Here is a 24960-nt window from a genome sequence, read left to right on the forward strand (position 1 = left end):
CTGAAACCTTTTTTTGAATCAGCCAACTCATGGAATGGGTGGATTGTTCCAGCGTTGCACGGTGACGATCATGTGGCCTTCGCCGGTCAGGGATTTCCCTGCATCGTCGACGGCGGCAATCACCTTGAGGTTGCCGGCATTGTTGGTGGACATTTTGCGTTGTGGGTTCGGCCCGGCATCACCCGGAGTGAACACGCCGCTGTCAGCCTGCATGGTGCCGGCGAACTTGACGTCTTCGTCTTCCTTGGCACGATCGTCGAAGGCCTCGACCTTCCATTGCGCCGGGAACACCCCGATGCGATACGGTTTGCCATCAGCGCCCTTGCCCCAGGCTTCCGCATCAAAACGGCCCTGGACTTTCGGCGTCGAACCACCGCCCTCGCCGATTCGCGCGACCGAGAACGCAGGCACCACTTTGACTTCTGCGATTGAGTTGTAGACCGACAGGGTCGGGCCCTTCAGGGTGCCGACGGTGACCGCACGCAGACCCGGCTGGGCATTGGCCGCAGCCTTGAGTTTGACCCTGATCCGCTGCGGACTCTGCTCGACGACTTCGACCACTTCCACACCTTTGCCGAAGTTCGGTTTGCCGGTGAGACCGCTGCCGACTAGCGTGACTTCAGTTTCGGCACCCGCCTTGAGATAACCCGGTTGCACCGCCAGCAAACGACTGCTGCCCTGCTTGGCGGCGACGAAGTCCAGACCGCGCTCATCATGCTCGGCTTCGAACATCCGACCTTGCATGGCATTGCCCTGGGCGGCGAACACCTGGCGCATGGTTACGCCATCGATGGTCACGTTGCCGCGCCATTCGTAGCCGGTGTAGAGGATCGCGCTGCCCTCGCCATTGAACGGGCTGCCGTCGGCGTATTGGCCTTTGACGCTGACCTTGAACGTGTCACTGCCATCGGCCGTGACGCTCATCACGCCGGACAGTTCACCTTTGCCCGGCAAGTGGCCGCTGAAGCTCCAGTCACCCACCAGTGCGGCGCTTTTCGGCGCGCTGCTCAGCCATTTTTTCCAGGCCGGATTGTCCAGCGGATAACGCTTGGCCAGCAGCGGCACCATGTCCTTGCGGGCAATGTCGAACCAGTCACGGTCCCGGGCCAGTGCCTGGTATTCGAGGGACGGCCATTGACCGAGGTGGAAGTTCACCAGACGCTCCCATTCCTGGGCCGGACGCCGTTGCAGGGCTACCCGCGCACCGGAGTGGCAGCGGCCGCACATCTGGCTGGTCTGGTCGTCGAATTTCTCGACGGTATTGAGTCGACGTTCCAGCGCATAACGCACGCCGTCCGTCTCGCTGGGCGCCAGGCCTTGGGTGTCGGCCAGGTATTTGACCAGGGTTCGGCGGTCGTCATCGCTGATCTGCAAACCGTGCATGGTCTGCATCCGGGCGATGCTCATCAGCCAGCCTTCCGGGCTCTTGCGCTGGTGGCTGATGCGGCTCAGGGCGTTATCAGCTTCGGGGGTGTGACAGCCCTGACAGGTTTCCTTGAGGATGGTCTGGGCGTCACGGGCGGCCAGGCTGTAAGGCGAATGCAGCGCTACACAAGCGGCCACGGCCAGCAGACTGGCACTCAGGCCTGATCGGAGTCTTCTCTTCATCAACGTCGAACCTCGCACGGTGCTTTCTTATTTTTGTGGCTTATCGTTTTTTTTGGTTTCTACCGTCGGCGGCGCACCGCTGACGGAGGCAAGAGAAACGTCTGCGATGAGCAATACACGGAGCGTGCCAGCTTGCCGATACCCTTTTAAATCAAGCTGTTAGATAAAGATGAGGGTCATGATTGGCGTCCAGGCGAGATCGCTCGCGTCTAATATCGCGACACTTGTTTCAGTCTGAGACAAAGCATAGTTGCCCTGACCGGAACAGTTCATCGGTCGGCGATTGACGGCCATCCCCTGCGGGAGCGAAATGGGTATTCACCGATTGCCAATCAGGGGATAAAAAAATGGCAAGCATCACTGTCCTGGCGGGGGACTTTCTGCAGGGTGATGGAGAGTACAGAGAGGGCGTTTTCACCCTCAGGACATCGCTTCACCCGTGGCCCGGCATCACCCTCCCGCTCTCAGCGTTCAAGTGTGTAGAAGTGGCCAACGAGGATTCGATCAACAACATCAAGGATGCCATCGGTTTCGGCGTGGCGGGCGCGATGTTGCTCGGCCCTATCGGCGCAATTGCCGGTTTCATGTTGGCGGGCAAGGAGACCGAAGTGACGTTCCTGGCAACGCTCAAGGACGGCCGAAAACTCCTGGCCGCCGTAGATGGCAACACATTCGAAGAATTTTCTCGCAAGATCCCGGCCTGAACTGTCAGCACGCGCCGCACCACTTGAGTGGTGCGGCGTGACGGCGGTTCAGCTGAAGAACGTTGGCTGAATGCCTTTGTGGGCTTCTATTTCGTGCCGCATATCCGCCACCAGCGAGGCGATTGCGTGAGGACTGTCCAGTGTCCACAAGGGCACGTGGGTCGCCACCAGATCCACTTTTCCCGTTACGCAGTCGCAAACCCGTATGGTCAGGGACTGGTCTGCCTCCATGCTGCACGTGCAGACGGCGGGCAGCATTTTTTGTTCGATGATGCTTTGAATTTCCAGGGCTGAAAGGAACATCACTACCTCCCTCACACCAGATGTGTGGCCGGATGAACGGTCCGTCGCGTCATCCACCGAGCCAGAAAATTCTAGTCCCCAATAGTCAGTGTCTCAAGGTCGCGACAGGTTGCTCGTCGTCTCATCGTTGTCGCAATTTGCAACAACCCGCCAGCGGCCGCCTTTACCCTTGAATGCCCCCGAACCCCGCCGACCAAGGGCGGGGCTGCGTTTCCTGGCACTTGGCACAGCCATTGCGAAAGCCCGGTTCTCACGAATAACAAGAGGCCTCGCCATGACGCTCCCTTATCTGCTTCCCGCTACTTCGGCATTCATCCAGCGCGCCCCGCGCATGCTTATCGGCGGTGACTGGGTCGAAGCCGCCGACGGCCAGACCATGCCCCTGCACAACCCGGCCACCGGTGAAGTGCTGTGCGTGGTGCCACGGGCCACGCCGGAGGATGTCGACCGCGCGGTGCTTGCCGCTCGTCAGGCTTTTGATGATTCGGCCTGGACCCGCACTCGCCCCCGCGAGCGGCAAAACCTGTTGTGGAAACTCGCCGACCTGATGGAACGCGACGCCGAGCTGCTGGCGCAACTGGAATGCCTGAACAACGGCAAAAGCGCAGCGGTGGCCCAAGTGATGGATGTGCAACTGTCCATCGACTTCCTGCGCTACATGGCGGGTTGGGCGACCAAGATCGAAGGTTCCAGTGTTGAAGTGTCGTTGCCGCTAATGCCCAACGATCAGTTCCACAGCTTCATTCGCCGTGAAGCGGTGGGCGTGGTCGGCGCCATCGTCGCCTGGAACTTCCCACTGCTGCTGGCCTGCTGGAAACTCGGCCCGGCCCTGGCCACCGGTTGCACAGTGGTGCTCAAACCCGCCGACGAAACGCCGCTGACTGCCTTGAAACTCGCTGAGCTGGTGCTGGAAGCCGGCTACCCCGAAGGCGTGTTCAACGTGGTCACTGGCACCGGCATTACCGCAGGGTCCGCGCTGACCCACAATCCACTTGTGGACAAGCTGACCTTCACCGGCTCCACCGCCGTGGGCAAGCAGATCGGCAAGATCGCCATGGACTCCATGACCCGCGTCACCCTGGAGCTGGGCGGCAAATCGCCGACCATCGTCATGGCCGACGCCGACCTGAAATCCGCCGCAGCCGGTGCCGCCAGCGCGATTTTCTTCAATCAGGGCCAGGTGTGCTGCGCAGGGTCGCGTCTGTATGTACAGCGCAAGCATTTCGACAATGTGGTGGCGGACATCGCCGACATTGCCAACGCCATGAAGCTTGGCAATGGCCTGGACCCGAGCGTCGAGATGGGCCCGCTGATCTCCGCGCGCCAGCAGGAAAGGGTTTACGGCTATATCGAAAAGGGTCGGGAAAGTGGTGCGACCATCGCTTGCGGCGGCGAGCAATTCGGTCCGGGGTTTTTCGTCAAGCCGACAGTGATTGTCGACGTCGACCAGAAGCATTCGCTGGTGCAGGAAGAGATCTTCGGCCCAGTGCTGGTGGCGATTCCGTTTGATGACGAAGCCGATGCCTTGCGCATGGCCAATGACAGCCCTTATGGACTGGGGGCAAGCATTTGGTCCAATGACCTGGCGGCGGTGCACCGGATGATTCCACGGATCAAGTCGGGCTCGGTGTGGGTCAATTGCCACAGCGCCCTGGACCCGGCGCTGCCGTTTGGCGGCTACAAAATGTCTGGGGTCGGGCGCGAGATGGGGTATGCGGCGATTGAGCATTACACCGAGTTGAAGTCGGTGTTGATCAAACTGTAATACACAGATCGTTCCCACGCTCTGCGTGGGAATGCATCCCGTGACGCTCCGCGTCACATCTCGAAGCGGAACGCGGAGCGTCCCTGGCGGCATTCCCACGCAGAGCGTGGGAACGATCAGCCTGTGTCAGGGCTTGAACCCCTGAGACAACAACCAACTGCGCACCATCCTGCCCTGCTCCACCGTCAACCCGGCCAACGCCTGTTCGGCCGGCTCGGATTGTAAGCGCCGCACCACCGGCGCCAGTTCAACCCCTTGCACATGCCAGATGCCCAACGGTTGATCTGCCGTGATCACCACGTCGGTTTCATCGACATAACCGTCCTTCAACACCGGCGCCCGCTCGATTCTCAGCGCCTGAAAATCCGGCTCGGCGTGCGCCGGTTCAGCATCCGGCCACTGCCGACGGGCCTTCCAGAACGGTTGCTCCAGCCAGCGCTGCTCATCGGCATAAAAATCCCGCCCGATCCGCGCAAAACGCCAAAACAACTGTTCCACTCGCGCCTGATGAAACCGCTGCGCCAGTGCGGCTCGCTCAGGTTTACGCAACAATGTGTTGATCACGGTCGGCGCCTGCAATGCCGAGGACAGCGACTGGAAAATGCCGTTGCCCGACAGCGGGTCCACCGCCATCGCCGCATCGCCGACCCGAATCCAGTTATCGCCACACACCTGCGGGCACAGGATCGCCGTGCTGCTGCGCGCGTGCAGTTGGAGATCGACTTCGGGCGCCAGACCGAAAAACTCACGCGCCAGTGCCGAGCCATGACGCCGTTGGCGGCAGTAATCGAGCAATTGCGCCTTGCCCGGCAATCGGGCACTGGCGACGTCCACGGTCCACTGCCAATAACACTGACCGTCAGCCCGTCGCGCCATCCAGGCCCAGCCGTCCTCAAGGCTTTCCACGGCACTGGCGGTGCTGCCCGGCGTACCTTGCCAGCGATTGAGCAGGCTGACCGTCTCCGGTCCGCGCAGGCCTTTGCCAAGTGCAGGCGCCTGACGTCCACGGGCCTCCACCAGAAAATCCGCCAGCAACGCTTCGCGCCCTTCCATCTCGATGCGATGCCCCGTCGCCAAGGCCTGAACACTCAGCACCCGACCCTCAATGAGTTCAACGCCTGCCCGTCGCAGATCCTCGCGCAGGCCTTGGTCGAAGCGTGGGCGATCCACCAGAAATTCAACGTTCTGCGCATGCTGCTGGCCGTTCCACGCGACCTGCCGCTGGGACGGTAACGTCGCGTCCGCCAGCGCCTGATGCAGACCCGCGCCGCGCAAGGCCTCCAGCACCCGCACCGAAACGCCTTCGAGCGCCGCGAACCGGCGCCACTCGCTGACCAGCGTCACCGAATAACCCAGCGTTTGCAAACCCAGGGCAACTGCAGCCCCTGCCGGCCCCGCGCCAAGAATCACAATCATGGCCCGAAGCGCCGTTCGGGGCCGCGATACCGAGCGTGCTCGCGCAACCACTCGATGACATGCTGGTTATTCGCGTCGGGGTGCGCCGCCAGAAAACCCGCAATATGCCCGCTCAACGCCGCACACCCGAGGCTGGCACCCGACTGCCCCGGATACGTGCCGTGCACGCACGCGGCGAAATCGGCCTGAGCGCTATTGAGCCACGACCATTCATGCTCGGCGCAACGCGCATCGCCAGTGACCCGCAGCACTTGTGGATAATTTGCCGGAAACACGCCCTCGCCCTGCGCCGGGCTGGAAGCGCACAGCAAAATGCCTCGGGAAACGGCCGCCGCGCAGGCTTCACGGAGCAGGCTTCGATCCTGTCGCAACCCCAGGCTCAGATTGATCAGCCGCACCTCTTGAGCCACGAGCCAGTCGATGGCCGTGGCGATCTGCAAGGCACTGGTGACGCCACGCTGGTCGAACACCTGCCCCACACAAAAGACTGCCGAAGGCGCCCGTCGGCTGATGGCCTCGATCACCGCGCTGCCGTGGCCCAGCGGATCGTCGCGCAAGTCGCTTTCGGCCAATCCATCGTCAAGCAATGAGAACCGCCGTCCAGCGATGACCTGCACCCGTTGCGCCGCCGAATGGCCGCTGTCGACGATGCCAATCCTCAGCTCAGGCTTCATGCAGCACCGTTTTTGAAGTGAGCACGCCGTCGAGCAACTCAAAGCGCAAATCGGCATCGGCCAGAGTTGAAGGGCGATGGCTGATCAGGATCCGTGTACGCCCGGCAAACAAGCGGTCGATGGCCTCGATGACTTCGCGCTCGGTGGCTTCATCCACCGCTGAGGTCGCTTCGTCCAGCACCAGAATCAGCGGATCCTGCAGCAACGCCCGAGCAATGGCGATGCGCTGTTTCTGCCCGCCGGACAACTGCTGGCCGCGCTCGCCCAACGGGCTGTCGAGGCCTTCGGGCAAGGATTCGATCAGACTGTCTAGCTGCGCCAGTCGCGCGACTTCGGCAATGGCTTCACGACTGGCGTCTGGCACGGCATAAGCAAGGTTGTCGGCGAGGCTGCCGCGAAACAACACGATGTCCTGACTGACCACGGCAATCCGCCGACGCAACTGGAACAGGTCCAGTTCTCGTAGATCCACGTCACCGAGCAACACCCGGCCGGACTGCGGATCATGGTGGCGTTGCAGCAGATCGATCAGGGTTGATTTACCGACCCCGGAGCCGCCGCTCAGGGCGACTTTCAAGCCGTAGGGAATTCGCGCTTCGATGCCACGCAACGTCGTCGGGCGACCGGGATGGCTGAAGTGCACATCGTCGAAACGCAGTTCACCCGAGGCCGGCATCGGCTTGGGTTCGACGGGTGTGAGCACAGTCGGCTCTTCGCCACGCAACTCCATCACGCGACCGAGGCTGACGGTCATCCGCTGAATCGCGACGTACAGTCCAAGCAAGCTCTGAACCGGCCCGACCGCCATCCCCAAATACGTGGAAAACGCGATCAGGGCACCCAGTTGCCAAGTCCCCTGCACCACCCAATAACCGCCGATCAAAAACGCACAGGCCCGAGACAACGAGGTCAGCGTGCCCGGCACGGCCTGGGTGAAAAACTCGGTGACTTGCAGGCGCAACAACTGGCTCATGTAGCCTTGGCCGAGCGTCTCCAGCCGTCGCGATTCACGCTGTTGCTGGCCGGCGGACTGGATGAACTTCATCACCGGCAAGGTCTCGACCATGAACGAGGACATGTCCGCCGAGCGCTCGCGCAACTGCCGCACATCGCGCTCGACCTTGCGCCGCATCCAGCGCAGCCAGAGCACGTCGAGTGGAATCAGCACCAACGCCAGCAGCGAGAGTTTCCAGGACAGGGTCAACAGCATCGCCACCGCGCAAACCAGACCGATCACGCTCGACACCGCCGAGAACAGCGAATCGACGGCAAAGCGCTGGATCTCCGCGACGTCGCCATCCAGGCGCGACATCAAATCACCAATGCGCCGCTGCCCGTAGAAACTCGGCGAGAGGGTTTGCAGATGCCGGTAAAGGTCGTCGCGCAGGGCGAACAGTATCCGCCCGGACAACCGAGTGTGCAGGTAACGATTGATCCCCGACAGCGCCGTACCCAGCAGCCCGGCGACAATCATCAACCCGGCAATCAGCACCAGCATCGCAAAGTTACGCGCCAACAAACCATCGTCGATCAGCAGTTTGGTCAACCACGGTTGCACCAGCACCAGCAACGAAGCGCAGACCGACAACCCCAGCAGCCCGGCAATCGCCAGGCGATGCGGTCGCACAAAGCTGTAGAGCCAGCGCAATGCCGATTGCAGGGCTTCGGGGTTCTGGCTGTCGATCAGCCGCACGATCAGGCGCTGCATCACGAGCGCAACTGTTTGAGCTTGCGATACAGGGTCGCGCGACTGATGCCCAAGGCGTCGGCGGCGGCCGAGACGTTGCCCTGATGGCTGTCCAGGGACTGGCGAATCAACTCCAGTTCGTTTTCGCGAATGCTCCCCGACGATGACCGTTCGGTCGCGGACAATTCGTCGAGCATGCTGTCGGGCAGGTGGTCGAGGGTCAGCACCGTCTCCCCCGGCTCGCGCATGGCCAGCGCGGTGCGCAAGACCATTTCCAGTTGGCGGATGTTGCCTGGCCAGTGATAACCACCAAGCAAGCGGTTCAAGTCGTCATGCAGGACGACGTTCGGTGCGTCGAGTTTGGCCAGCAGTCGCGTGACCAGGCCACTGAAGTCCTCACGCTCACGCAAGGCCGGGAGCATCACGCTGATGCCGTTGACCCGGTAGAACAGGTCTTCGCGAAAGTGTTTTTCTTCCACCAGGCGCTTGAGGTCGCGGTGGGTGGCGCAGATCAGCGCGACGTCGATGTCTTGTTCTTCGCCAGCGCCTAGCGGTGCCACTTTGCGGTCCTGCAATACCCGCAACAGGCGTGCCTGCAAAGCCAGCGGCATGTCGCCGATTTCGTCGAGGAACAAGGTGCCGCCGTGGGCCTGTTGCAGCCGGCCGATCATCCCGCCCCGGCGCGATCCGGTGAACGCGCCTTCGCGGTAGCCGAACAGCTCCGACTCGATCAAGCCTTCGGGAATCGCCGCGCAGTTCACCGCGACGAAAGGTTTGTCGCAGCGGCTGCCGGCCATGTGCAAGGCTCGGGCAATTACTTCTTTACCGGTACCGGTTTCACCCAACAGCAACACCGGCAGCTCATTGGCCAGGCCTTGGCGGGCCATGCGCAAAGCGCGGGCATAGCGCACATTGCTGCCGGCCAGGGCTTCGAGATCCGGTGGCGGCTTGACGGTTTTGGCCGTGCTGCGCGGCGGTGTGCTGACGTTGATCGAGCGCTGCGGCGCACGCAGGGCTTTGTAGAAGAATTCACCTTTGGCAGTCTGCAAACTGCCGACGCCACCCTGATGCAGCCGCGACAGCAGTTGCAAGCCGTCGACGCCCAGAAACTCTTCGCAACGCCGCCCCACCAGCGCCGAACGCTCGGCATGCAGCAACTGACAGGCCTGGGCGCTGACCGCGAGGATCTGCCCGCCAAGGCTCACCGCCAACAGGCCCTGCCAAGGGGATTCGAGGTATTGCCGACGACTGTGGAAGGCCAGGACGATTTCGTTTGGATAGCTGGCGTTGAACACGCGGCTTTCGATCTGGCTGACGGCCATGGACAACAACGCGGTGCTGTCATGAACGCGGCCGAGCGGGCCTTCGCGGGTCAGGTCGAGCACGCCAAGGATGTCGCCTTGGGGGCAATAAATAGGCACCGAGGTGCAGGAAAAATCGGTCAGGCGATCAAGGTAGTGTTCGCCGCAATCAATCATCGTCGGCCGCGATTCGACCAGCGCGGTGCCCAGGGCGTTGGTGCCGCGAGCCGCTTCGCTCCAGCAGGCGCCAAGGGTGATGTCTTGCAGGCCGCTGCCCTTGAGGCGATCGGCGCGACCTTCGACGGCGAGAATGGTGGCGTCGGAATTGGCGAGGATGATCAGGCCTTCCTTGCCTTGACGTTCGGCCAGGTAATCAATTGCCGGCAATGCCGCATCGATCAGCAAGCGATTGCTCGCCAGCAGCACGTCGAGGCTGGCGCCCGATTCCAGCGCCAGCTCGTACTTGCCATTGAAATGCACGCCATGGCTGAGACTGCGCCGCCATGAGGCATCGATTTCCGCGCGCAACACGCCATCGGGGACTTCGCCCTCCAGATGGAGCTTTTCCCGGGCCAGCCGGGCTTCGCGGTGCAGCTTGGGTGGAGTTGTTTTTATTAGCGTCATCAAAGCGCTCCGGATCGGTCCGCCCTGCGCTTTTTTAAGTTCAGCGCCCTGCCGCAATCTTTACGTTAACGTAAGGGCGATGGCAAGTGCCTTACAGCGTTTGAGGTTCATCCGCGGGGACCGCGTTATCGTTCATCGCGAGCAGGCTCGCTCCCACAGGGGGCGGTGGTGAACACAAATCCTAGGTTCACTCGGTCCATTGTGGGAGTGAGCCTGCTCGCGATAGCGATCTAGCCGGCAACATCAGATTCAGATCTTCCAAGCCTCGGAGCTCACAAAAAACGCCCGCGCATTGTCTTCAAGACTCTCCAGGTGATACCCGCCTTCCTGCACAATCAAACACGGCAAGCCCAGGCCACGAATCCGCTCGCCCAGCAGCGCAAACCCTTCGCGCGTCACCGCCACTTTGCTTTGCGGGTCCAGTTCGAAAATGTCGAAGCCCAGGGACAGCACCAGCGCCTGGGCACCGAAATCTTTCACCGCCGCCAACGCGACTTCAAGTTGACCCAGAAAATCCGCTTCACTGGCGCCATGCGCCATCGGCAAGTTGAGATTAAAGCCCTCCCCTGCACCAGCGCCACGCTCATCGGCAAACCCGGCAACCCCCGGATAAAAATTGGTCGGATCGCCATGCACCGAGACATAAAGCACGTCATCCCGGTCGTAGAAAATCTCCTGAATCCCTTGTCCGTGGTGCATGTCCGTGTCGAGCACCGCGACCCGCTCAAACCCACCGCGCAAAACCTGCGCCGCCACCGCGGCGTTATTCACATAACAAAAACCACCGGCCGCCTCGGCTCGGGCGTGATGACCCGGCGGACGGCAAACGGCGTAAGCCGCCGGCTCGCCATCAAGCAATGCCTGAGCGCCAGCAATCGCGCTCTGCGCCGACCAATAGGCCGAGCGCCAGGTCTGCTCGCCCACCGGGCAACTGCCGTCGGCCAGATAACGGGCCGCTTGAGCGAGAATCCCGCGCAAGGCGTTGGGCTCGCGGACGAAGATGTTCGACATCACCTCATCGCCCCAGTCCTCGGGAACCTCTTTCCAGCGCTGATGCGCTTCTTGCAGGAATGTCAGGTACGGCGCGCCGTGGACTGCCAACAATGGATCGAGCCCGGCATCGGCGGGCTGCTCAACCTCGAAGCCCAATGAATGCGCCGCCTGCACCAATCGCTGAGCGCGTTCAGGCACTTCCTGCGGCGTGCGCATCTGCCCACGGGAGTAGTAGCTGCGAGGATGGTGAAGCAATTGTTCGGGGTGGAAAAAACTGCGCATGGGGTGAGTACCTGTCAGTTAGTCATAGATCTTCAATCAGGGCACATTCAACTGTGGGTGCGAGCTTGCTCGCGATGGCGTCAGCACATTGAACATTGATGGCGACTGATACACCGCTATCGCGAGCAAGCTCGCTCCCACAGGGGTCGTGTTTATTCAGCTTTACCGGCGCGGGACAGCACGGCGTTGAGCAACACATCAGTGCCCTGACGCACGTCTTCGGGCAGCACGTCTTCGGCTTCGTTATGGCTCAAGCCGCCGACGCACGGGATAAACACCATCGCCGTCGGGCAGTAGCGCGCCAGATGAATTGCATCATGCCCGGCGCCGCTGACAATCGATTGCTGAGCGTAGCCCAACGCATCCACCGCCTGCTGCACAGCCGCCACGCAATCGGCATCGAACGGTGTTGCCGGGCTGATCCAGTGAGGGGTGATGGTCAGGTTCAAACCGCGACCATCGGCAATCGCCTGCAGCCGCGCGCGCACTTGCTGCTCCATCGCCTCGATCGCTTCATCGCGGTGGTGACGCAGGTCGACGGTGAAGTCCACCCGTCCCGGAATGGTGTTGCGCGAGGACTTGTTGATGCTCAATTCGCCGACGGTGGTCAGGCCTTCGGGCGCAAAATCAGCGGCCAGGCCCTCGATGGCCTGGATCATTCGCGCCACGCCATAGAGGGCGTCCTTGCGCAGCGGCATCGGTGTGGTGCCCGCGTGGGCGGCCATGCCTTCGACGCGCACATCAAGCCAGCGAATCGCCTGGCCGCCCGTGACCACACCGATGCTTTTAGCGTTGTCTTCAAGGATCGGACCTTGTTCGATGTGCGCTTCAAAATACGCGTCCACCGCGCCGCCCAAAGGACGTTCGCCAGCGTAACCAGTGCGTTGAAGCGCCTCGGCGACGCTGATGCCGTCGATGTCACGCACCGCCAGCGCCGCGTCCAGTTGCATGATCCCGGTGAACACCGCCGAGCCGAACATCGCCGGGGTGAAGCGCGCACCTTCTTCGTTGGTCCACACCGCCACTTCCAGCGGTTTGCGGGTCTGGATGCCGAGGTCGTTGAGGCAGCGGACCACTTCCAGGCCGGCGAGCACGCCATAGACGCCATCGAAGCGGCCGCCCTCGGGTTGGGTGTCGAGGTGGCTGCCCATCATCACTGGCGCGGCGGCGGGATCGGTGCCTTCACGACGGGCGAACAGGTTGCCGATGGGGTCCACGCTCAGGGTCATGCCGGCTTCGCGGCACCAGTGGGAAAACAATTCGCGACCGGCCTTGTCCTCATCGCTCAAGGCCAGACGGCAACTGCCGCCACGGGCCGTGGCGCCGATTTCGGCCATGGCCATCAGGCTTGCCCACAGGCGCTCACCATTGATTTTCAACATACGTTACTCCTGGAAAACGGGGGATTAAGCGCTGGCCAATTCGATGCGTTCAGCGCTGGCATGACGACGGGCAAGGGACAAGACGCAGATCAGCGATGTGGCGGCGATCAAGCTGTAGAACACCGCCATCGGCCACCATTGGCCGGCGAATTTGTGCGCCAGCAATGTGCCGATCAGTGGCGTCAGGCCACCGGCCACTGCACCGCAAATCTGATAGGCCAACGAGATGGCGGTGTAGCGCACGCGGGTCTCAAACATGCCGCTGACGTAACCGGCGATCACCGCGTAGAACGACGCCATGCACACCACCGCCAATGCGATGCCAAGGATAATCAGCGGCGCCTGGGCCGAGCTGACCAGCACGAACATCGGGTATGGCGAGGCCATCGCGAGCAACGACATCAGGCACAGGAAACGCGTCGCGCCGATCTTCTCGGCAACCCACGCCGCCAGTGGCTGAATGCAGAACTGAATGATCGCCACCACAAACAGGCACTCGAGGATCAGCGAACGCGGCAACTCCAGTTGCTGGGTGGTGTACGCAATCATGAAGGTGTTGGTGAAATACACCCCGGCGATCCCCAGCGTGTTGGCGCCGATGCACAACAGCAGGGGGCGCCATGCGGTACGCAGCACTTCCATGACCGGCGCTTGTTCCTTACGTGTGCTTTTACTGGCGAGTTCGCGGCTGGCGAGGAATTCCGGGGATTCATTCACGCCCAGGCGAATTGCCAGGCCCACGATCAGCAACAGTGAGCTGGCGAGGAACGGCAGGCGCCAGCCCCAGCTCATCAAATCGGCTTCCGGCAAACGAGTGACGGCGCTGAAGGCCAGCAGCGACAGGATCAAACCCGCCGGACTGCCCAACTGTGCAAACGAGGCGAAGAAATTGCGTCGACCTTTCGGCGCATGCTCGCCGGCCATCAATACCGCCCCGCCCCACTCACCACCGACCGCGATGCCTTGGACGATGCGCAACAGAATCAGCAACACGGGGGCCGCAACACCGATTTGCGCGTAGGTCGGCAGCAAGCCGATGCACACGGTCACTACGCCCATCATCAACAAGGTGATGATCAGCGACTTCTTGCGCCCGATACGGTCGCCGATATGGCCGAAGATGATCCCGCCCAAAGGCCGTGCAAAGAAGCCCACGGCGAAGGTGCCGAACGCGGCCATGGTGCTGAACAGCTTGTCATCGGAGGGGAAAAACAACGCGCCGAATACCAACGCGGCGGCGGTGGCGTAAATGTAAAAGTCGTACCACTCGATCATGGTGCCGATGAAGGCAGCGGCGGCCGCACGGCGCGGCTGGGAAGAAGCTTGGGGCTTCATGGGTCGGGCTCCTTTGATTGTTTTTTTGGCAGGAGAGAAAGGGCAAATCCGAGGCACTCTGACGGCGCCTCTCTGGGGGTGATTTATCGTCCCGGGGCTATGATTAGTCAATTTTCTATTTATTATGCGCAGTATTACGCCAGCTTATAATCGAGAGCCGCCATGGCCGAACGTGAAATACAACGCCTGCTCAATGACCGCCTGGACTGGAACCTGCTGCGCACTTTTAGGGTGATCGGACAGGAGCTGAGCATCAGCCGCGCCGCCGCCCGCCTGCACCTGACGCAACCGGCAGTCAGCCAAGCGTTGAAGCGGCTGGAAGAACAACTGGGTCGGCAACTGATCGCCCGGCGCGGACCACGGTTTGCCCTCACCGAAGTCGGCGAGCAGATCTTCGAACTGGCCGGGGAAATCTACGGGCAGATGTCGCAAGTCAGCAGCGTGCTGGAGCAACCGGCAGACGAAGTGATCGGTAAGGTGCGACTGCTGATCATCAGTCGGATCTATTCCGAGCGTTTCGATGACTTCCTCGCCGACTTCCATCGCCAGCACCCACGGGTGGATCTGGAGGTCGATGTGATGCGCAGTTCCGACATCGTCAGCGCCTTGCAGGAGAAGACCGCGACCCTCGGTTTGAGCCTCAACCGCCGGCCACAACCGCGCCTCGAACAACGACTGTTCCTGCGTCAACGCTATGCGTTTTTCTGCGGCAAGCACCATGCACTGTTCGGCCAACAGAACGTCGCCGAAGGGGATTTGCAGCGGGAGAATTTCGTCAGTTTCACCAGCGATCAGATCGGCGGCATGCTCTCGCCGCTGACGATTTTCCGCGATCAGCAGGGTTTCAGCGGACGGATTGTGGCGTCATCGCCGAGCCTGGAAGAAGTCCGGCGACTGGTGATCGCCGGCTTCGGTATCGGCTGTTTGCCCGAGCACGTGGTGGCAGCGGACGTCGACGCCGGATTGCTCTGGCGCCTGCCGCCCCACGAAGGGATTGCCGATGTCGACATTCATCTGTTGTGGAACCGCGAGCAGCGCATGAGCCGCGCGGAGACGTTGTTTATCGAGAGCCTGCAAGCGTGCCTGACGGCCTAAATCGTTAAAACCTGTGCAACCGGCTCGCCGCCCTTCAGGCGTTCCAGCAAACGCGGTTCGGCACGATCCGACGCCAAGGCTCGATCGATGACGGTGGCCGCTGTTGGCCAATCGAGAAACAACACGCCGTTATCGTCCGCCAGCACCAGATCTCCGGGATTGACCGTAACGCCTGCGCAGTGGATCGGTTGATTGATCTGGCTGTCGCCGCGCCCATGCAGTTTGGTGGTCAACAGGCTGGTGCCGCGAGCGAACACCGGTAGCCCGGCTTCGCGCAGTTCCAGCAGGTCAGTGACCGCGCCGTCGACCACAATGCCCACGGCGCCGGCACAACTCGCGGCGCAACTGGTCACCGCGCCGACCGGGGCGTGTTGCCAGTCGCCATCGGTGTCGATCACCAGCACATCACCGGGTTTGATCAGCGCCAAGGCCTGGTTGACGGCGATGGCGTCAGCGCCGACCAGTTTGAGCGTGAGTGCGCGGCCGACCACTTTCACGTTGGGCACCATGGCCCGCAGTTGCAAATCGGCGAAACCTTGCTCCAGGAAATGCCCGAGGGTCGGAAAGCTCACGGCTTTGAGTTGCTCGATCAGCATCGACTCATCCATTGTGCGGCTCCTTTGTTATCAATTCGGCAACACAATCGATCTCCAGCGACACACCCCACAACGCCACGCACACCGTCGTGCGAGCCGGCGGCGCATGGCCGAGGAATTCGCGATACACCGCGTTGAACGGCTCCAGTTGCGCCGGATCGGTGAGGTAGGCGTTGACTTTGATCACGTGGCTGAAATCGGAGCCGGCTTCAATCAGGATCGCTTCCAGGTTGCGTAAGGTTTGGCGCACTTGCTCAGTGAACTCAGCGGGTTGCTCATCAAGATTGGCCTGAGCCGGAATCTGCCCGGCGGTGAATACCAGATGACCGCTGACTACCGCTTGGGAGTAAGGACCGACGGGGCCGATAAAGCCCGGGGCGGATTGAATTCTGCGCATGCTGTTTTGCTCCGTTCAGGCTGCAGCCGATTTGAAGGGTTTGTTTTGCGGATCAGCCGGGACGACCTGCGGAATTTCGCTGATGTCGCGCTTGAAGGTTTCGGTCAGCAGTAACAGCGCCAGTAAGGAAATCAACGCCGCGCCGATCATGTACCAGGCCACTGAAGAACCTTTGCCGGTCGCCGCCAGTAATGCGGTGGTGACAATCGGTGTCGCTGCGCTACCCAGCAAACCGGACAACATGTAGCTGATCGACAACCCCGAATAGCGCACCCGGGTGCCGAACAACTCCGCGAGGAAGGTCGCAATCGGTCCGTAGTTGGCGGCGAACGCGGTCATCAACAGCAAGTAACCGAAGATCACCAGGGGAAGCTCTTTGGTGTCCATCAACCAGAACATCGGAAACGCCACCAGTGCTTCGGCAATGATGCCGGCGACGATGATCGGCTTGCGCCCGAAGCGATCCGACAGCGCACCAAACACCGGCAACATGACGATGCACCATGCGCAGGACAACAACACCACACCGAGCATCGTGCTGCGGCTGAAACCGAGGTTTTGCGTGCCGTACGTCAGGCCGAACGCAACGATGATGTTGAACGAAGCCCCGGTCGACATCGTGGCGATACCGCCAAGCACCACTTGTTTCCAGTACTTGCGAAAGACTTCCGCCAGGGGCATTTTCACCTGTACCTCGGCTTCCTTGACCTTGTTGAACGCCGGGGTTTCGGCGATGTTCAGGCGGATGTACAAACCGACTGCGATCAGCAGCACGCTGGCCAGGAACGGAATCCGCCAGCCCCAGGCCAACAAGTCTTCCGGGGACAGGTAAGCGGCGATCAACAAGAAGGCCAGGTTGGCGATCATGGTGCCGGCCGGCACACCGATCTGCACCCAGGAACCGTACAGACCGCGCTTGTTGGCCGGTGCATGTTCCACCGCCATCAACACCGCCCCACCCCACTCGCCGCCGAGCGCCAAGCCTTGAATCACCCTGAGCAATAACAACAGGATCGGCGCCCAGATGCCGATAGCCGCGTAGTTGGGCAACAGGCCGATGGCGAACGTCGCGGCGCCCATGGTGAGCAGCGAAATCAACAGCATCGACTTGCGTCCCAGCTTGTCACCGAAGTGCCCGAACAAGGCTGCGCCGACGATGCGCGCCAGATACGCCGACGCAAACGTGCCGAACGCCAGCAACGTGCCGATCAACGGCACGAAATCCGGGAAGAACACTTTGTTGAATACCAGCGCCGAAGCAGTGGCGAAAACAAACAAGTCGTACCATTCCACCGTGGTGCCGATGACACTGGCCACGGCGACTTTTTTCATGCTGATTGCCACTTCCGGCGGTGCGCCGGACTTTTCTGCGGACGATAGATCGCTCATCACTGACTCCAGGAATTTATTTAATTGTTTTGACTGGCAGTAAATCGTTTGAGAGTGAGGGATTGTTGTTATGTCTCGCCCAACTAGTGGGCGAGTTAGTTAGTGTTAATAACCCAGTGTCCGGTCCGCGCAATTCAATAGCGGCTCATCGGCGTTTAATCGGCGAAAGTTCTCCGCCACTTGCTCGGCGATACAGTCATGGGAAGCGGCCGAAGCCATGTGTGGCGTGATCGTGACGCCGGGCATTGTCCAAAGGCGATGATCGGCCGGCAGCGGTTCCTGTTCGAAGACATCCAGCAAGGCACCTCGCAGTTTTCCGGTGTGCAGGGCCTGTTCAAGATCGTCGATGTTCAGATGACCGCCGCGCCCGCAATTGACCAGGGCGGCGCCATTGGCCAAGTGATCGAAGGTTGCATGGCCGAGGATGCCGCGGGTTTGGCTGGTCAACGGCAGCAAGTTGATCAGCAGCTCAACGCCGTCGAGAAACGGGTTCAGTTGTTCGGCACCGGCGAAGCTCTGGACACCGTTCAGATCCTTGCGACGGCGCGCCCAACCGCGGACGTCGTAACCGGCGCCGACCAGGTCCTGGGCAATCGCGCTGCCCAATGATCCAAGGCCCATGACCCCGACCTTGAACTGCCCTGCCGCACGTTGCAGTGGACGCTCCCAGTGCAATTGTCGTTGTTGCGCCAATACTTGATCGAAGCCTCGGTGATAGTGAATCACCGCCCAGCGCACGTACTCGGTCATGCCCTGGCGGTGCCCGGGGTCGACCACCCGACAGACCGGCAGGTCCGGGCAGGAAGGATCGTGCTCCAGGTGATCGATACCGGCGGCCACCGAGTGAATGATCTGCAGGTTCGGCAATGCTGCCAGGCTGCCCGGCAATGGAAACCAGCACGCGGCGATTTGCGCATTCCTGGCCAGCGGATCATCGGCCAGGACGGCCTTGAGTTGCGGCGCACTGCGGGCAAAGGCTGCCTGCAGTTGCTTGAGCAACAGGTTGTCACGGGACAGTAAAACCACGGTGTTCATGACAGATAGGACTCGCGCTGGGATTCGATCAGGGTCAGTGCGGCCTCCCAGGCCAGGTCGATGATGTTGTCCTGTTCATCACGGTCAAACTGTTCAGCGGTGTGTGCACAGACTTCCGGCGATGGGTAGTGCAGCGCCGAACCACCGGCCAGCGCCGCGACCTGGGCCTGACAGGCACGCTCCAGAAAATGAATTTCCTGGAACGCCTGGGCTACGCCCGAACCGCCGACGAGCAAGCCGTGATTGCGCAGGATCATCGCCCGATGCGGCCCGAGATCGGCGATCAAACGTTCGCGCTCATCCAGCGACAGGGCGATACCTTCGTAGGTGTGATAGGCCAATTTGCCGTAAAACTTCAGCGCGTGCTGACTGATCGGCAACAAGCCATGTTGCTGCGCCGCGACGGCCATCCCGGCAGCCGTATGCGTATGGATCACGCAGTTCAAATCGGGACGCGCCATGTGGATCGCCGAGTGAATGACGAACCCGGCCGCGTTGACCCGGTGACCTGCGTATTCGGGATCGACATTGCGCCCGTCCTGATCGATGCGCACCAGGTCCGAGGCGCGCATGCGGTCAAAGATCACCCCGTAGCGATTGATCAGAAAATGATGTTCAGGCCCCGGAATGCGCAGGGTGATATGGGTGTCGATCAGGTCGGTCATGCGAAAGTGCGCGACCAGCCGATACAGCGCCGCCAGTTCGCAACGGGCTTGCCATTCAACCGAATCGATGTGTGCAGGTTTACTCACGAATACACCTCTTTAGCAGCGTGGGTGACGACCGGGTTGGCGCGCAGGCGGGCCAGGCCGCAAACACCGATCAGGGACAGGGCCGATAGCAAGGTGAAGAACACCGCCAGCGGCAACCATTGTCCGGAAAACTTGCTCGCCAGCAGCGTGCCGATCAGCGGCGTGGTGCCACCGGCCAATGCGCAACTGAGTTGGTAGGCAATCGAGATGCCCGAGTAGCGCAAATGCACCGGGAACGCCTGGGTCATGTACCCGGCAATCACCGCGTACAGCGCCGAGAGGATCACCACGGCCAACGCAATTCCGGCAGTCATCAGCACAATGTTTTGCGTGCCCACCAAGACAAACATCGGGTATGGCGTAACCATGCACAGCAGCGCGACGAGTTTGAGGAAGCGACCTTCGCCTATGCGCTCGGCCAGCAGCGCTGACAGAGGCTGGGAGAGCAACTGAATGACGGTCACCAGAAACAGGCAATCGAGAATCGTCGAGCGTGCGATGCCCTGATATTGGGTGACGTAAGTGATCATGAAGGTGTTGGTGAAAAAGAACCCGGCCGAACCGATCGTCACGGCAGCAGCGGCGAACAGGATCTGCCGCCAGCAAGTGCGAATCACGTCTTTCACCGGGTATTGGGCGGTCTCGTTATTGTCTCGGGCCTTGGCGAATTCCGGGGATTCGTGAACGCCGGAACGGATCATCAGACCGACCATCATCAACACGCCGCTGGCAAGGAACGGTAGACGCCAGCCCCACGCGAGAAAGTCCGCAGGCTCAAGCGAAGTGACCAATCGAAAAGCGATCAACGCCAACAGCAAACCCGCCGGGCTGCCGAGTTGGGCGAACGAAGCGTAGAACGTCTTGCGCTTGGCCGGCGCGTGTTCGCTGGCCATCAGCACCGCCCCGCCCCACTCGCCGCCGACGGAAATCCCCTGGATCAATCGCAGCACGATCAGGCCGACCGGCGCCCAAATACCGACGCTGGCGTAGCTTGGCAGCAAACCGATACCCGCAGTGGCCAGCCCCATCAATGCCATGGTCACCAACAGCATTTTCTTGCGACCCAACCGATCACCCAGATGACCGAAGACCATGCCGGCCATTGGCCTTGCAATGAAGCCGACCGCAAAACTGCCGAAGGCGGCCAGCGTGCTCATCACCGGGTCGCTGCTGGGAAAGAACACTTGCCCTAATACCAGCGCCGCCGCCGTGGCGTAGATGTAAAAGTCGTAGAACTCGATGGTCGTGCCAATAAAGGCTGCCGCCGCGGCTCGTCGCGGTTGAGGGGTGGTGTGCATGCAAGGACCCTGTGTATTTATAGTTTTGGGCAGGTACTGAAGGCTGAAACGGTTGCACTCTGTGGCGCTTGTGGGCTTTATCGCTTCCGTGCCAGGATTAGTCAATTTTCAAATTCTTATCTTTACTATTAGCTGTGCTACTACATGGAATTGTCATGACCTCAACTAACCCTTGGGTTGGCCGACGCTTTCTGAATGATCGCCTTGACTGGAACCTGTTGCGCACCTACCTGGTGATCGGCCAGGAAGGCAGCATGAGCCGCGCCGCCGCGCGGTTACACATCACCCAGTCGGCGGTCAGCCAAGCGCTGAAACGCCTGGAAGAACAATTGGAATGTGTGTTGATTGCCCGCAGTGGGCGGCGCTTTGATTTGACGGAAACCGGGGAAGAGGTCCTGCGCATTGCGGCGGATATCTACGGCGATATTTCACGCTTGGGCACAGTGGTGGAGAGTCGTCACGATGACGTGGTGGGCAAGATTCGCATCCTCACCGTCAGTGGCGTGCAGGCGCGGCATTACGATGAATTCCTCGCCGACTTCCATGAAACCCATCCGAAGATCGAGCTGGAAGTCGAGGTGATGGGCAGTTCGAACATCATCAGTTCGTTGCTGCAAAAAACCGCGACAATCGGTGTCGGGCTGTGCCGTTTACCGCAGCCACGGCTGGAGCAACGAGTGCTGTTTCGCGAGCGTTATGCGTATTTTTGCGGGCAGCGCCACCGGTTGTTCGGGCAGGAAAACCTGACCCTGGACCAGCTTGCCACAGAGAACTTCGTGAGCTTCACCAGCGATCAATTGGGGGGCAATCTTTCGCCTCTGACGCTGTTTCGCGACGAACAAGGTTTTACGGGCAAGATCGTTGCCTCTTCCACCAGTTTCGAAGAGATTTACCGCTTGATCTGCGCAGGGTTCGGGATTGGTTGTTTGCCGTTGCACCTGGTACGGCGGGATGTCGAGCAGGGTTTGCTTTGGCGTTTGCCACCGGAAGACGGTGTGGTGGATTTCGATATCCAGCTGCTGTGGAATCGCGAGCAGAAAATGACTCAGGCCGAAACGGTGTTCCTGGAAAGCTTCCAGCACATGCTCAGCATCCGTGAGCCTGTGCTGTGAAGCTTTGATCGCTTAGACGTGAGGATCGCTCGGCAGTTTGGCCGGCGTGGCGTACTGCGGCTTGAGATGGCCGTCCTGGTCAAGTAGCCAGGCGTCCATGATCTGCCTGACCACTGGACCGGCGACTCGACCACCAGCTTCACCGTTTTCGATCATCACCGAAATGACGATCTTAGGGTGTTCGGCCGGGGCGAAACCGACGAACAAGGCGTTGTCGCGGTTACGTTCCAGGGTTTTCGCCCGGTTGTAGCGCTCGCCTTGTTTGATCGCCACCACCTGCGCGGTCCCGCTCTTGCCGGCGATGCGGTACTGAGCGCCCAGCGCAGCCGCTCGGGCAATGCCTCGAGGGTCGTGCATGACCAACTGCATGCCGTGGTTGACCTGCTCCCAGTCACGCGGATCCTTGAGCAGGATGTTCGGCATCGGATGCTCGTCCACGGGCGCCACGCCATCCACTGTCTTGGCCAGGTGCGGCCGGTTCCAGACGCCTTTGTTGGCAATCAGCGCAGTGGCTTGGGCAAGTTGCAGCGGAGTGACTTGCATATAGCCCTGACCGATGCCGAGGATGACAGTCTCACCGGGGAACCACGGCTGTCGGCGCGTGGCACGCTTCCAGGCCTGGGACGGCATCAGGCCGGCAGACTCTTCGAACATGTCCAGCGAGACCTTCTCGCCGAGGCCGAACATCGCCATGTAATCGTGCAGGCGATCGATGCCCAGCTTGTGAGCCAGGTCGTAGAAGTAGGTGTCGTTGGAGCGCATGATCGCCGCGTCCATGTCCACCCAGCCGTCACCGCTGTGGTTCCAGTTACGGTATTTGTGATCGAAGTCCGGGAGCTGGTAGTAACCTGGATCGAAGACACGTGTCTGGGGGGTAACGACACCGGCATCGAGGCCTGCAATTGCCACTTCAGGCTTGATGGTCGAACCTGGCGCGTAGAGGCCACGCAGCACGCGGTTGAACAGCGGCCGGTCGATGGAGTCGTGCAGTGCTGCGTACTCCTTGAAGCTGATGCCGGTCACGAACATGTTTGGATCGAAACTTGGCTTGCTGACCATGGCCAATACTTCGCCGGTCGACGGATCGAGCGCGACCACAGAACCGCGACGATCCCCCAAGGCGTCCTCGGCCGCTTCCTGAAGTTTGACGTCCAGGCTAAGCACGATGTTTTTGCCAGGGATCGGATCGGTGTGCTTGAGCACTCGCAGTACGCGGCCCTGGGCGTTGGTTTCAACCTCTTCGTAGCCGACGTGACCGTGCAGCTCTGACTCGTAGAACTTTTCGATACCGGTTTTACCGATGGACTGGGTGCCACGGTATTCAACGTTATCGAGGGTCTTGGATTCTTTTTCGTTGATGCGACCGACATAGCCGATCGAATGGGCGAAGTGCGCGCCCATCGGGTAATGGCGGACGAATTGTGGCTCGACATCGATCCCCGGCAAACGGAACTCGTTGACCGCGAGCACCGCGATTTGCTGTTCACTGAGTTCGTAGAACAGGGTGACCGGCACGAATGGGTGACGTGCCTGCTTCATGGCTTTATCGAACAGTGTCCGGTCTTCTGCTGGAAGCTGCAGGAGGCTGACCACTTCATCCAGCTCTTCTTTGACATCGGCAGCACGTTCGCGGGTGATAGTCAGGTTGAAGCTGGGACGGTTGTCTGCAAGGACAACACCGTTGCGGTCAAAGATCAGCCCTCGCGTAGGGGTGATTGGCAGTACATGGACACGGTTGTTTTCAGAGATAGTGGAGTGATAGTCGAACTCGACCACCTGCAACACATACATGCGCACCACGAGTGCGCAGGATATGGCGACGACGAACAAGGCGCAGGCGATCAACCGTTTGTTGACCAGACTCTTCTCTTTTTCATGGTCCTTGATGGGTATGGGTTCAGGCATTTCTGTAGCAACTCTATGACGATAAAAAGGGGCGCCGATCCGTGGGCCTGAAATCAGTCCGTTAAAAAAACGAGCTGCACCATACCAAAAACCATGCGGTCACTTTAGTGCGATTTCCTATAAGGGTTGTCCTTCACAGGCCAAAACGACAGTCGGTGCTCCGCAGACTCGTGCGTTCTGTCCAAGACTGATATTCCGATTCATGCATTTTTCTTGCTGATCCGCCTATGGATACTGGGTGCATGTCATTCCATTTCTGTTTTGGGAGTCTTTTCATGCATCCACGCTTTCAACGATTACTTGGCTCAAACGGATTTTCCATAGGGCTTGAACTCCCGCTTGATAATGATTGGTCCAGTGACGGGCAGCGGCGTCGAATAGCTGAGGATCGGCCGTTCGGTGTTCCCGATTTAAAACAGCACGCCACGATGGCTCGCCTGGCAGACAAAGCAGGTTTCCGGGCCCTATGGGTGCGCGATGTGCCGATTTACGACCCTGACTTTGGCGACGCAGCACAAGTCTTCGAGACCTTTTCCTACCTTGGGTATCTCGCCGGTATTACAGAACACATCATGCTGGGTACCGCGGCGGTGGTGCTGCCATTGCGTCAGCCTTGGCTAACCCTTAAAGCCGCAAACAGTGTTGATGAGTTGAGTGATGGACGTTTGCTATTGGGAGTCGCCAGTGGTGACCGACCGATGGAGTACCCGTTGTTTGGAGTGGATTACGCTCAGCGAGGAGAGGTCTTTCGCGACACGGTTGAATTGATACGCAGCCAGGGTGAAGGTCGTTTGCCTGAGGGAGCTCGACTGCTTCCAGAGCGCAAACATTCTGCGCCGTTACTGGTGGCAGGCCTGGGTCAGCAATCACCCGCCTGGATCGGTGAACATATGGATGGCTGGCTTGCCTACCCTGGCACGCCCGATGAGCATCGTCGGCGAGTGGGGCTGTGGCGGGAAGTCGGGGGCGATAAACCTTATATCAGCTTCGTACATCTGGACCTGGCAGCGAATCCTCATGCCCCCATGCGGCGCGTGCGCTTCGGTGGGAGCTGTGGACGGTTAGCCCTGATCGATGAGCTTCAGGCATTGCGCGAAGCCGGTGTGCAACACGTTGGCTTGCACTTGCGCCGTAGCGAGCGCCCTGTGGCAGATGTGATTGAAGAGATCGCAGAGCACGTTCTGCCGAAGTTTCTTTAAGTGGCAGGGGATGCATGGGCAGCCTCAGCTGCCCTTCCCTTCGCAGTACTTTTCTGCGGGCAAAACAAAACCCCTACCTGCATACGCAGATAGGGGTTTCGGAATTTA

21 protein-coding genes are annotated in these 24960 nt (G+C 60.5%); 5 read left to right on the forward strand and 16 right to left on the reverse strand.

The annotated features are described in order from the left end of the window. Positions 1–27: 27 nt before the first annotated feature. A complete protein-coding gene (gene peaA / locus QRN31_RS28910; protein ID WP_285436152.1) occupies positions 28–1608 on the reverse strand; it encodes a quinohemoprotein amine dehydrogenase subunit alpha in 1581 nt (526 codons plus the stop codon). A 347-nt stretch (positions 1609–1955) separates the two neighbouring features. Between peaA and QRN31_RS28915 the strand changes: the two genes are divergently transcribed. Beyond that, on the forward strand, positions 1956–2312 hold the full coding sequence (locus QRN31_RS28915; RefSeq protein ID WP_285436153.1) for a hypothetical protein: 357 nt from the start codon (positions 1956–1958) through the stop codon (positions 2310–2312). 48 nt (positions 2313–2360) lie between these two features. Here the strand turns inward: QRN31_RS28915 and QRN31_RS28920 are convergent, their stop codons facing one another. Next, positions 2361–2615: a DUF1652 domain-containing protein gene (locus tag QRN31_RS28920; RefSeq protein WP_285436155.1), complete on the reverse strand. Its 255-nt coding sequence runs from the start codon at positions 2613–2615 to the stop codon at positions 2361–2363. A gap of 274 nt (positions 2616–2889) precedes the next feature. On the opposite strand from QRN31_RS28920, the gene QRN31_RS28925 reads away from it, so the two are divergent. Beyond that, positions 2890–4380, forward strand: a complete 1491-nt coding sequence (locus QRN31_RS28925; RefSeq protein WP_226300029.1) for an aldehyde dehydrogenase family protein — start codon at positions 2890–2892, stop codon at positions 4378–4380. 126 nt (positions 4381–4506) lie between these two features. On the opposite strand, the gene qhpG is transcribed toward QRN31_RS28925, so the two are convergent. From qhpG to QRN31_RS28965, 7 genes are all read right to left on the reverse strand, one after another. After that, on the reverse strand, positions 4507–5796 hold the full coding sequence (qhpG, locus tag QRN31_RS28930; protein ID WP_285436157.1) for a flavin-dependent monooxygenase QhpG: 1290 nt from the start codon (positions 5794–5796) through the stop codon (positions 4507–4509). Continuing rightward, positions 5793–6470, reverse strand: coding sequence for a subtilisin-like serine protease QhpE (gene qhpE / locus QRN31_RS28935; RefSeq protein ID WP_285436159.1), 678 nt, complete (start codon positions 6468–6470; stop codon positions 5793–5795). Before qhpE ends, qhpG begins: the two co-directional genes overlap by 4 nt. Then, on the reverse strand, positions 6460–8178 hold the full coding sequence (locus QRN31_RS28940; protein ID WP_285436161.1) for an ABC transporter ATP-binding protein: 1719 nt from the start codon (positions 8176–8178) through the stop codon (positions 6460–6462). The genes qhpE and QRN31_RS28940 overlap by 11 nt, the downstream gene beginning before the upstream one ends. Beyond that, the gene (locus tag QRN31_RS28945; RefSeq protein ID WP_285436162.1) at positions 8178–10082 is read right to left on the reverse strand and encodes a sigma-54-dependent Fis family transcriptional regulator; all 1905 of its coding nucleotides are present in this window, start codon (positions 10080–10082) and stop codon (positions 8178–8180) included. Before QRN31_RS28945 ends, QRN31_RS28940 begins: the two co-directional genes overlap by 1 nt. A gap of 249 nt (positions 10083–10331) precedes the next feature. Beyond that, on the reverse strand, positions 10332–11357 hold the full coding sequence (locus tag QRN31_RS28950; protein ID WP_285436164.1) for a histone deacetylase family protein: 1026 nt from the start codon (positions 11355–11357) through the stop codon (positions 10332–10334). A 152-nt stretch (positions 11358–11509) separates the two neighbouring features. After that, entirely contained in the window at positions 11510–12739 is a 1230-nt protein-coding gene (locus QRN31_RS28960) for a Zn-dependent hydrolase (protein WP_285436165.1), read from the reverse strand. A gap of 24 nt (positions 12740–12763) precedes the next feature. Next, positions 12764–14074, reverse strand: coding sequence for an MFS transporter (locus QRN31_RS28965; protein ID WP_285436167.1), 1311 nt, complete (start codon positions 14072–14074; stop codon positions 12764–12766). A 162-nt stretch (positions 14075–14236) separates the two neighbouring features. Between QRN31_RS28965 and QRN31_RS28970 the strand changes: the two genes are divergently transcribed. Further along, positions 14237–15169, forward strand: a complete 933-nt coding sequence (locus QRN31_RS28970; RefSeq protein WP_285436169.1) for a LysR family transcriptional regulator — start codon at positions 14237–14239, stop codon at positions 15167–15169. On the opposite strand, the gene QRN31_RS28975 is transcribed toward QRN31_RS28970, so the two are convergent. From QRN31_RS28975 to QRN31_RS29000, 6 genes are all read right to left on the reverse strand, one after another. Further along, positions 15166–15777 carry an RraA family protein gene (locus tag QRN31_RS28975; RefSeq protein ID WP_285436171.1) on the reverse strand — a complete coding sequence of 204 codons (612 nt, stop codon included), beginning with the start codon at positions 15775–15777 and terminating at the stop codon, positions 15166–15168. The two genes, QRN31_RS28970 and QRN31_RS28975, sit on opposite strands and share 4 nt — an antisense overlap. After that, on the reverse strand, positions 15770–16162 hold the full coding sequence (locus QRN31_RS28980; RefSeq protein WP_285436173.1) for a RidA family protein: 393 nt from the start codon (positions 16160–16162) through the stop codon (positions 15770–15772). The genes QRN31_RS28975 and QRN31_RS28980 overlap by 8 nt, the downstream gene beginning before the upstream one ends. A gap of 15 nt (positions 16163–16177) precedes the next feature. Further along, a complete protein-coding gene (locus QRN31_RS28985; protein ID WP_285436174.1) occupies positions 16178–17551 on the reverse strand; it encodes an MFS transporter in 1374 nt (457 codons plus the stop codon). A 105-nt stretch (positions 17552–17656) separates the two neighbouring features. Continuing rightward, positions 17657–18586 (reverse strand): 2-hydroxyacid dehydrogenase, encoded by a 930-nt coding sequence (locus tag QRN31_RS28990; RefSeq protein ID WP_285436177.1) that lies wholly within the window; start codon positions 18584–18586, stop codon positions 17657–17659. Continuing rightward, entirely contained in the window at positions 18583–19338 is a 756-nt protein-coding gene (locus tag QRN31_RS28995; protein WP_285436178.1) for a class II aldolase/adducin family protein, read from the reverse strand. The genes QRN31_RS28990 and QRN31_RS28995 overlap by 4 nt, the downstream gene beginning before the upstream one ends. Further along, complete coding sequence (locus tag QRN31_RS29000; RefSeq protein WP_285436180.1) at positions 19335–20636, reverse strand: MFS transporter; 1302 nt, start codon at positions 20634–20636, stop codon at positions 19335–19337. Before QRN31_RS29000 ends, QRN31_RS28995 begins: the two co-directional genes overlap by 4 nt. Before the next feature lie 155 nt (positions 20637–20791). Here QRN31_RS29000 and QRN31_RS29005 point away from each other — a divergent pair, with 155 nt between their 5' ends. After that, entirely contained in the window at positions 20792–21748 is a 957-nt protein-coding gene (locus tag QRN31_RS29005) for a LysR family transcriptional regulator (RefSeq protein WP_285436181.1), read from the forward strand. A gap of 12 nt (positions 21749–21760) precedes the next feature. Here QRN31_RS29005 and mrdA read toward each other — a convergent pair whose 3' ends face one another. Continuing rightward, a complete protein-coding gene (gene mrdA / locus QRN31_RS29010; RefSeq protein ID WP_285436182.1) occupies positions 21761–23653 on the reverse strand; it encodes a penicillin-binding protein 2 in 1893 nt (630 codons plus the stop codon). A gap of 275 nt (positions 23654–23928) precedes the next feature. On the opposite strand from mrdA, the gene QRN31_RS29015 reads away from it, so the two are divergent. After that, positions 23929–24852, forward strand: coding sequence for a TIGR03571 family LLM class oxidoreductase (locus QRN31_RS29015; protein WP_350310400.1), 924 nt, complete (start codon positions 23929–23931; stop codon positions 24850–24852). Positions 24853–24960 lie beyond the last annotated feature (108 nt).

Origin of the sequence: Pseudomonas sp. fls2-241-R2A-110 (assembly GCF_030209165.1) — a bacterium.
In the GTDB taxonomy this organism is placed as follows: Bacteria; Pseudomonadota; Gammaproteobacteria; order Pseudomonadales; family Pseudomonadaceae; genus Aquipseudomonas.

Coding starts and splice junctions, on each gene's coding strand:
- peaA (WP_285436152.1), bottom strand. CDS start 1,608: ATGAAGAGAAGACTCCGATCAGGCCTGAGTGCCAGTCTGCTGGCCGTG.
- QRN31_RS28915 (WP_285436153.1), top strand. CDS start 1,956: ATGGCAAGCATCACTGTCCTGGCGGGGGACTTTCTGCAGGGTGATGGA.
- QRN31_RS28920 (WP_285436155.1), bottom strand. CDS start 2,615: ATGTTCCTTTCAGCCCTGGAAATTCAAAGCATCATCGAACAAAAAATG.
- QRN31_RS28925 (WP_226300029.1), top strand. CDS start 2,890: ATGACGCTCCCTTATCTGCTTCCCGCTACTTCGGCATTCATCCAGCGC.
- qhpG (WP_285436157.1), bottom strand. CDS start 5,796: ATGATTGTGATTCTTGGCGCGGGGCCGGCAGGGGCTGCAGTTGCCCTG.
- qhpE (WP_285436159.1), bottom strand. CDS start 6,470: ATGAAGCCTGAGCTGAGGATTGGCATCGTCGACAGCGGCCATTCGGCG.
- QRN31_RS28940 (WP_285436161.1), bottom strand. CDS start 8,178: ATGCAGCGCCTGATCGTGCGGCTGATCGACAGCCAGAACCCCGAAGCC.
- QRN31_RS28945 (WP_285436162.1), bottom strand. CDS start 10,082: ATGACGCTAATAAAAACAACTCCACCCAAGCTGCACCGCGAAGCCCGG.
- QRN31_RS28950 (WP_285436164.1), bottom strand. CDS start 11,357: ATGCGCAGTTTTTTCCACCCCGAACAATTGCTTCACCATCCTCGCAGC.
- QRN31_RS28960 (WP_285436165.1), bottom strand. CDS start 12,739: ATGTTGAAAATCAATGGTGAGCGCCTGTGGGCAAGCCTGATGGCCATG.
- QRN31_RS28965 (WP_285436167.1), bottom strand. CDS start 14,074: ATGAAGCCCCAAGCTTCTTCCCAGCCGCGCCGTGCGGCCGCCGCTGCC.
- QRN31_RS28970 (WP_285436169.1), top strand. CDS start 14,237: ATGGCCGAACGTGAAATACAACGCCTGCTCAATGACCGCCTGGACTGG.
- QRN31_RS28975 (WP_285436171.1), bottom strand. CDS start 15,777: ATGGATGAGTCGATGCTGATCGAGCAACTCAAAGCCGTGAGCTTTCCG.
- QRN31_RS28980 (WP_285436173.1), bottom strand. CDS start 16,162: ATGCGCAGAATTCAATCCGCCCCGGGCTTTATCGGCCCCGTCGGTCCT.
- QRN31_RS28985 (WP_285436174.1), bottom strand. CDS start 17,551: ATGAGCGATCTATCGTCCGCAGAAAAGTCCGGCGCACCGCCGGAAGTG.
- QRN31_RS28990 (WP_285436177.1), bottom strand. CDS start 18,586: ATGAACACCGTGGTTTTACTGTCCCGTGACAACCTGTTGCTCAAGCAA.
- QRN31_RS29000 (WP_285436180.1), bottom strand. CDS start 20,636: ATGCACACCACCCCTCAACCGCGACGAGCCGCGGCGGCAGCCTTTATT.
- QRN31_RS29005 (WP_285436181.1), top strand. CDS start 20,792: ATGACCTCAACTAACCCTTGGGTTGGCCGACGCTTTCTGAATGATCGC.
- mrdA (WP_285436182.1), bottom strand. CDS start 23,653: ATGCCTGAACCCATACCCATCAAGGACCATGAAAAAGAGAAGAGTCTG.
- QRN31_RS29015 (WP_350310400.1), top strand. CDS start 23,929: ATGCATCCACGCTTTCAACGATTACTTGGCTCAAACGGATTTTCCATA.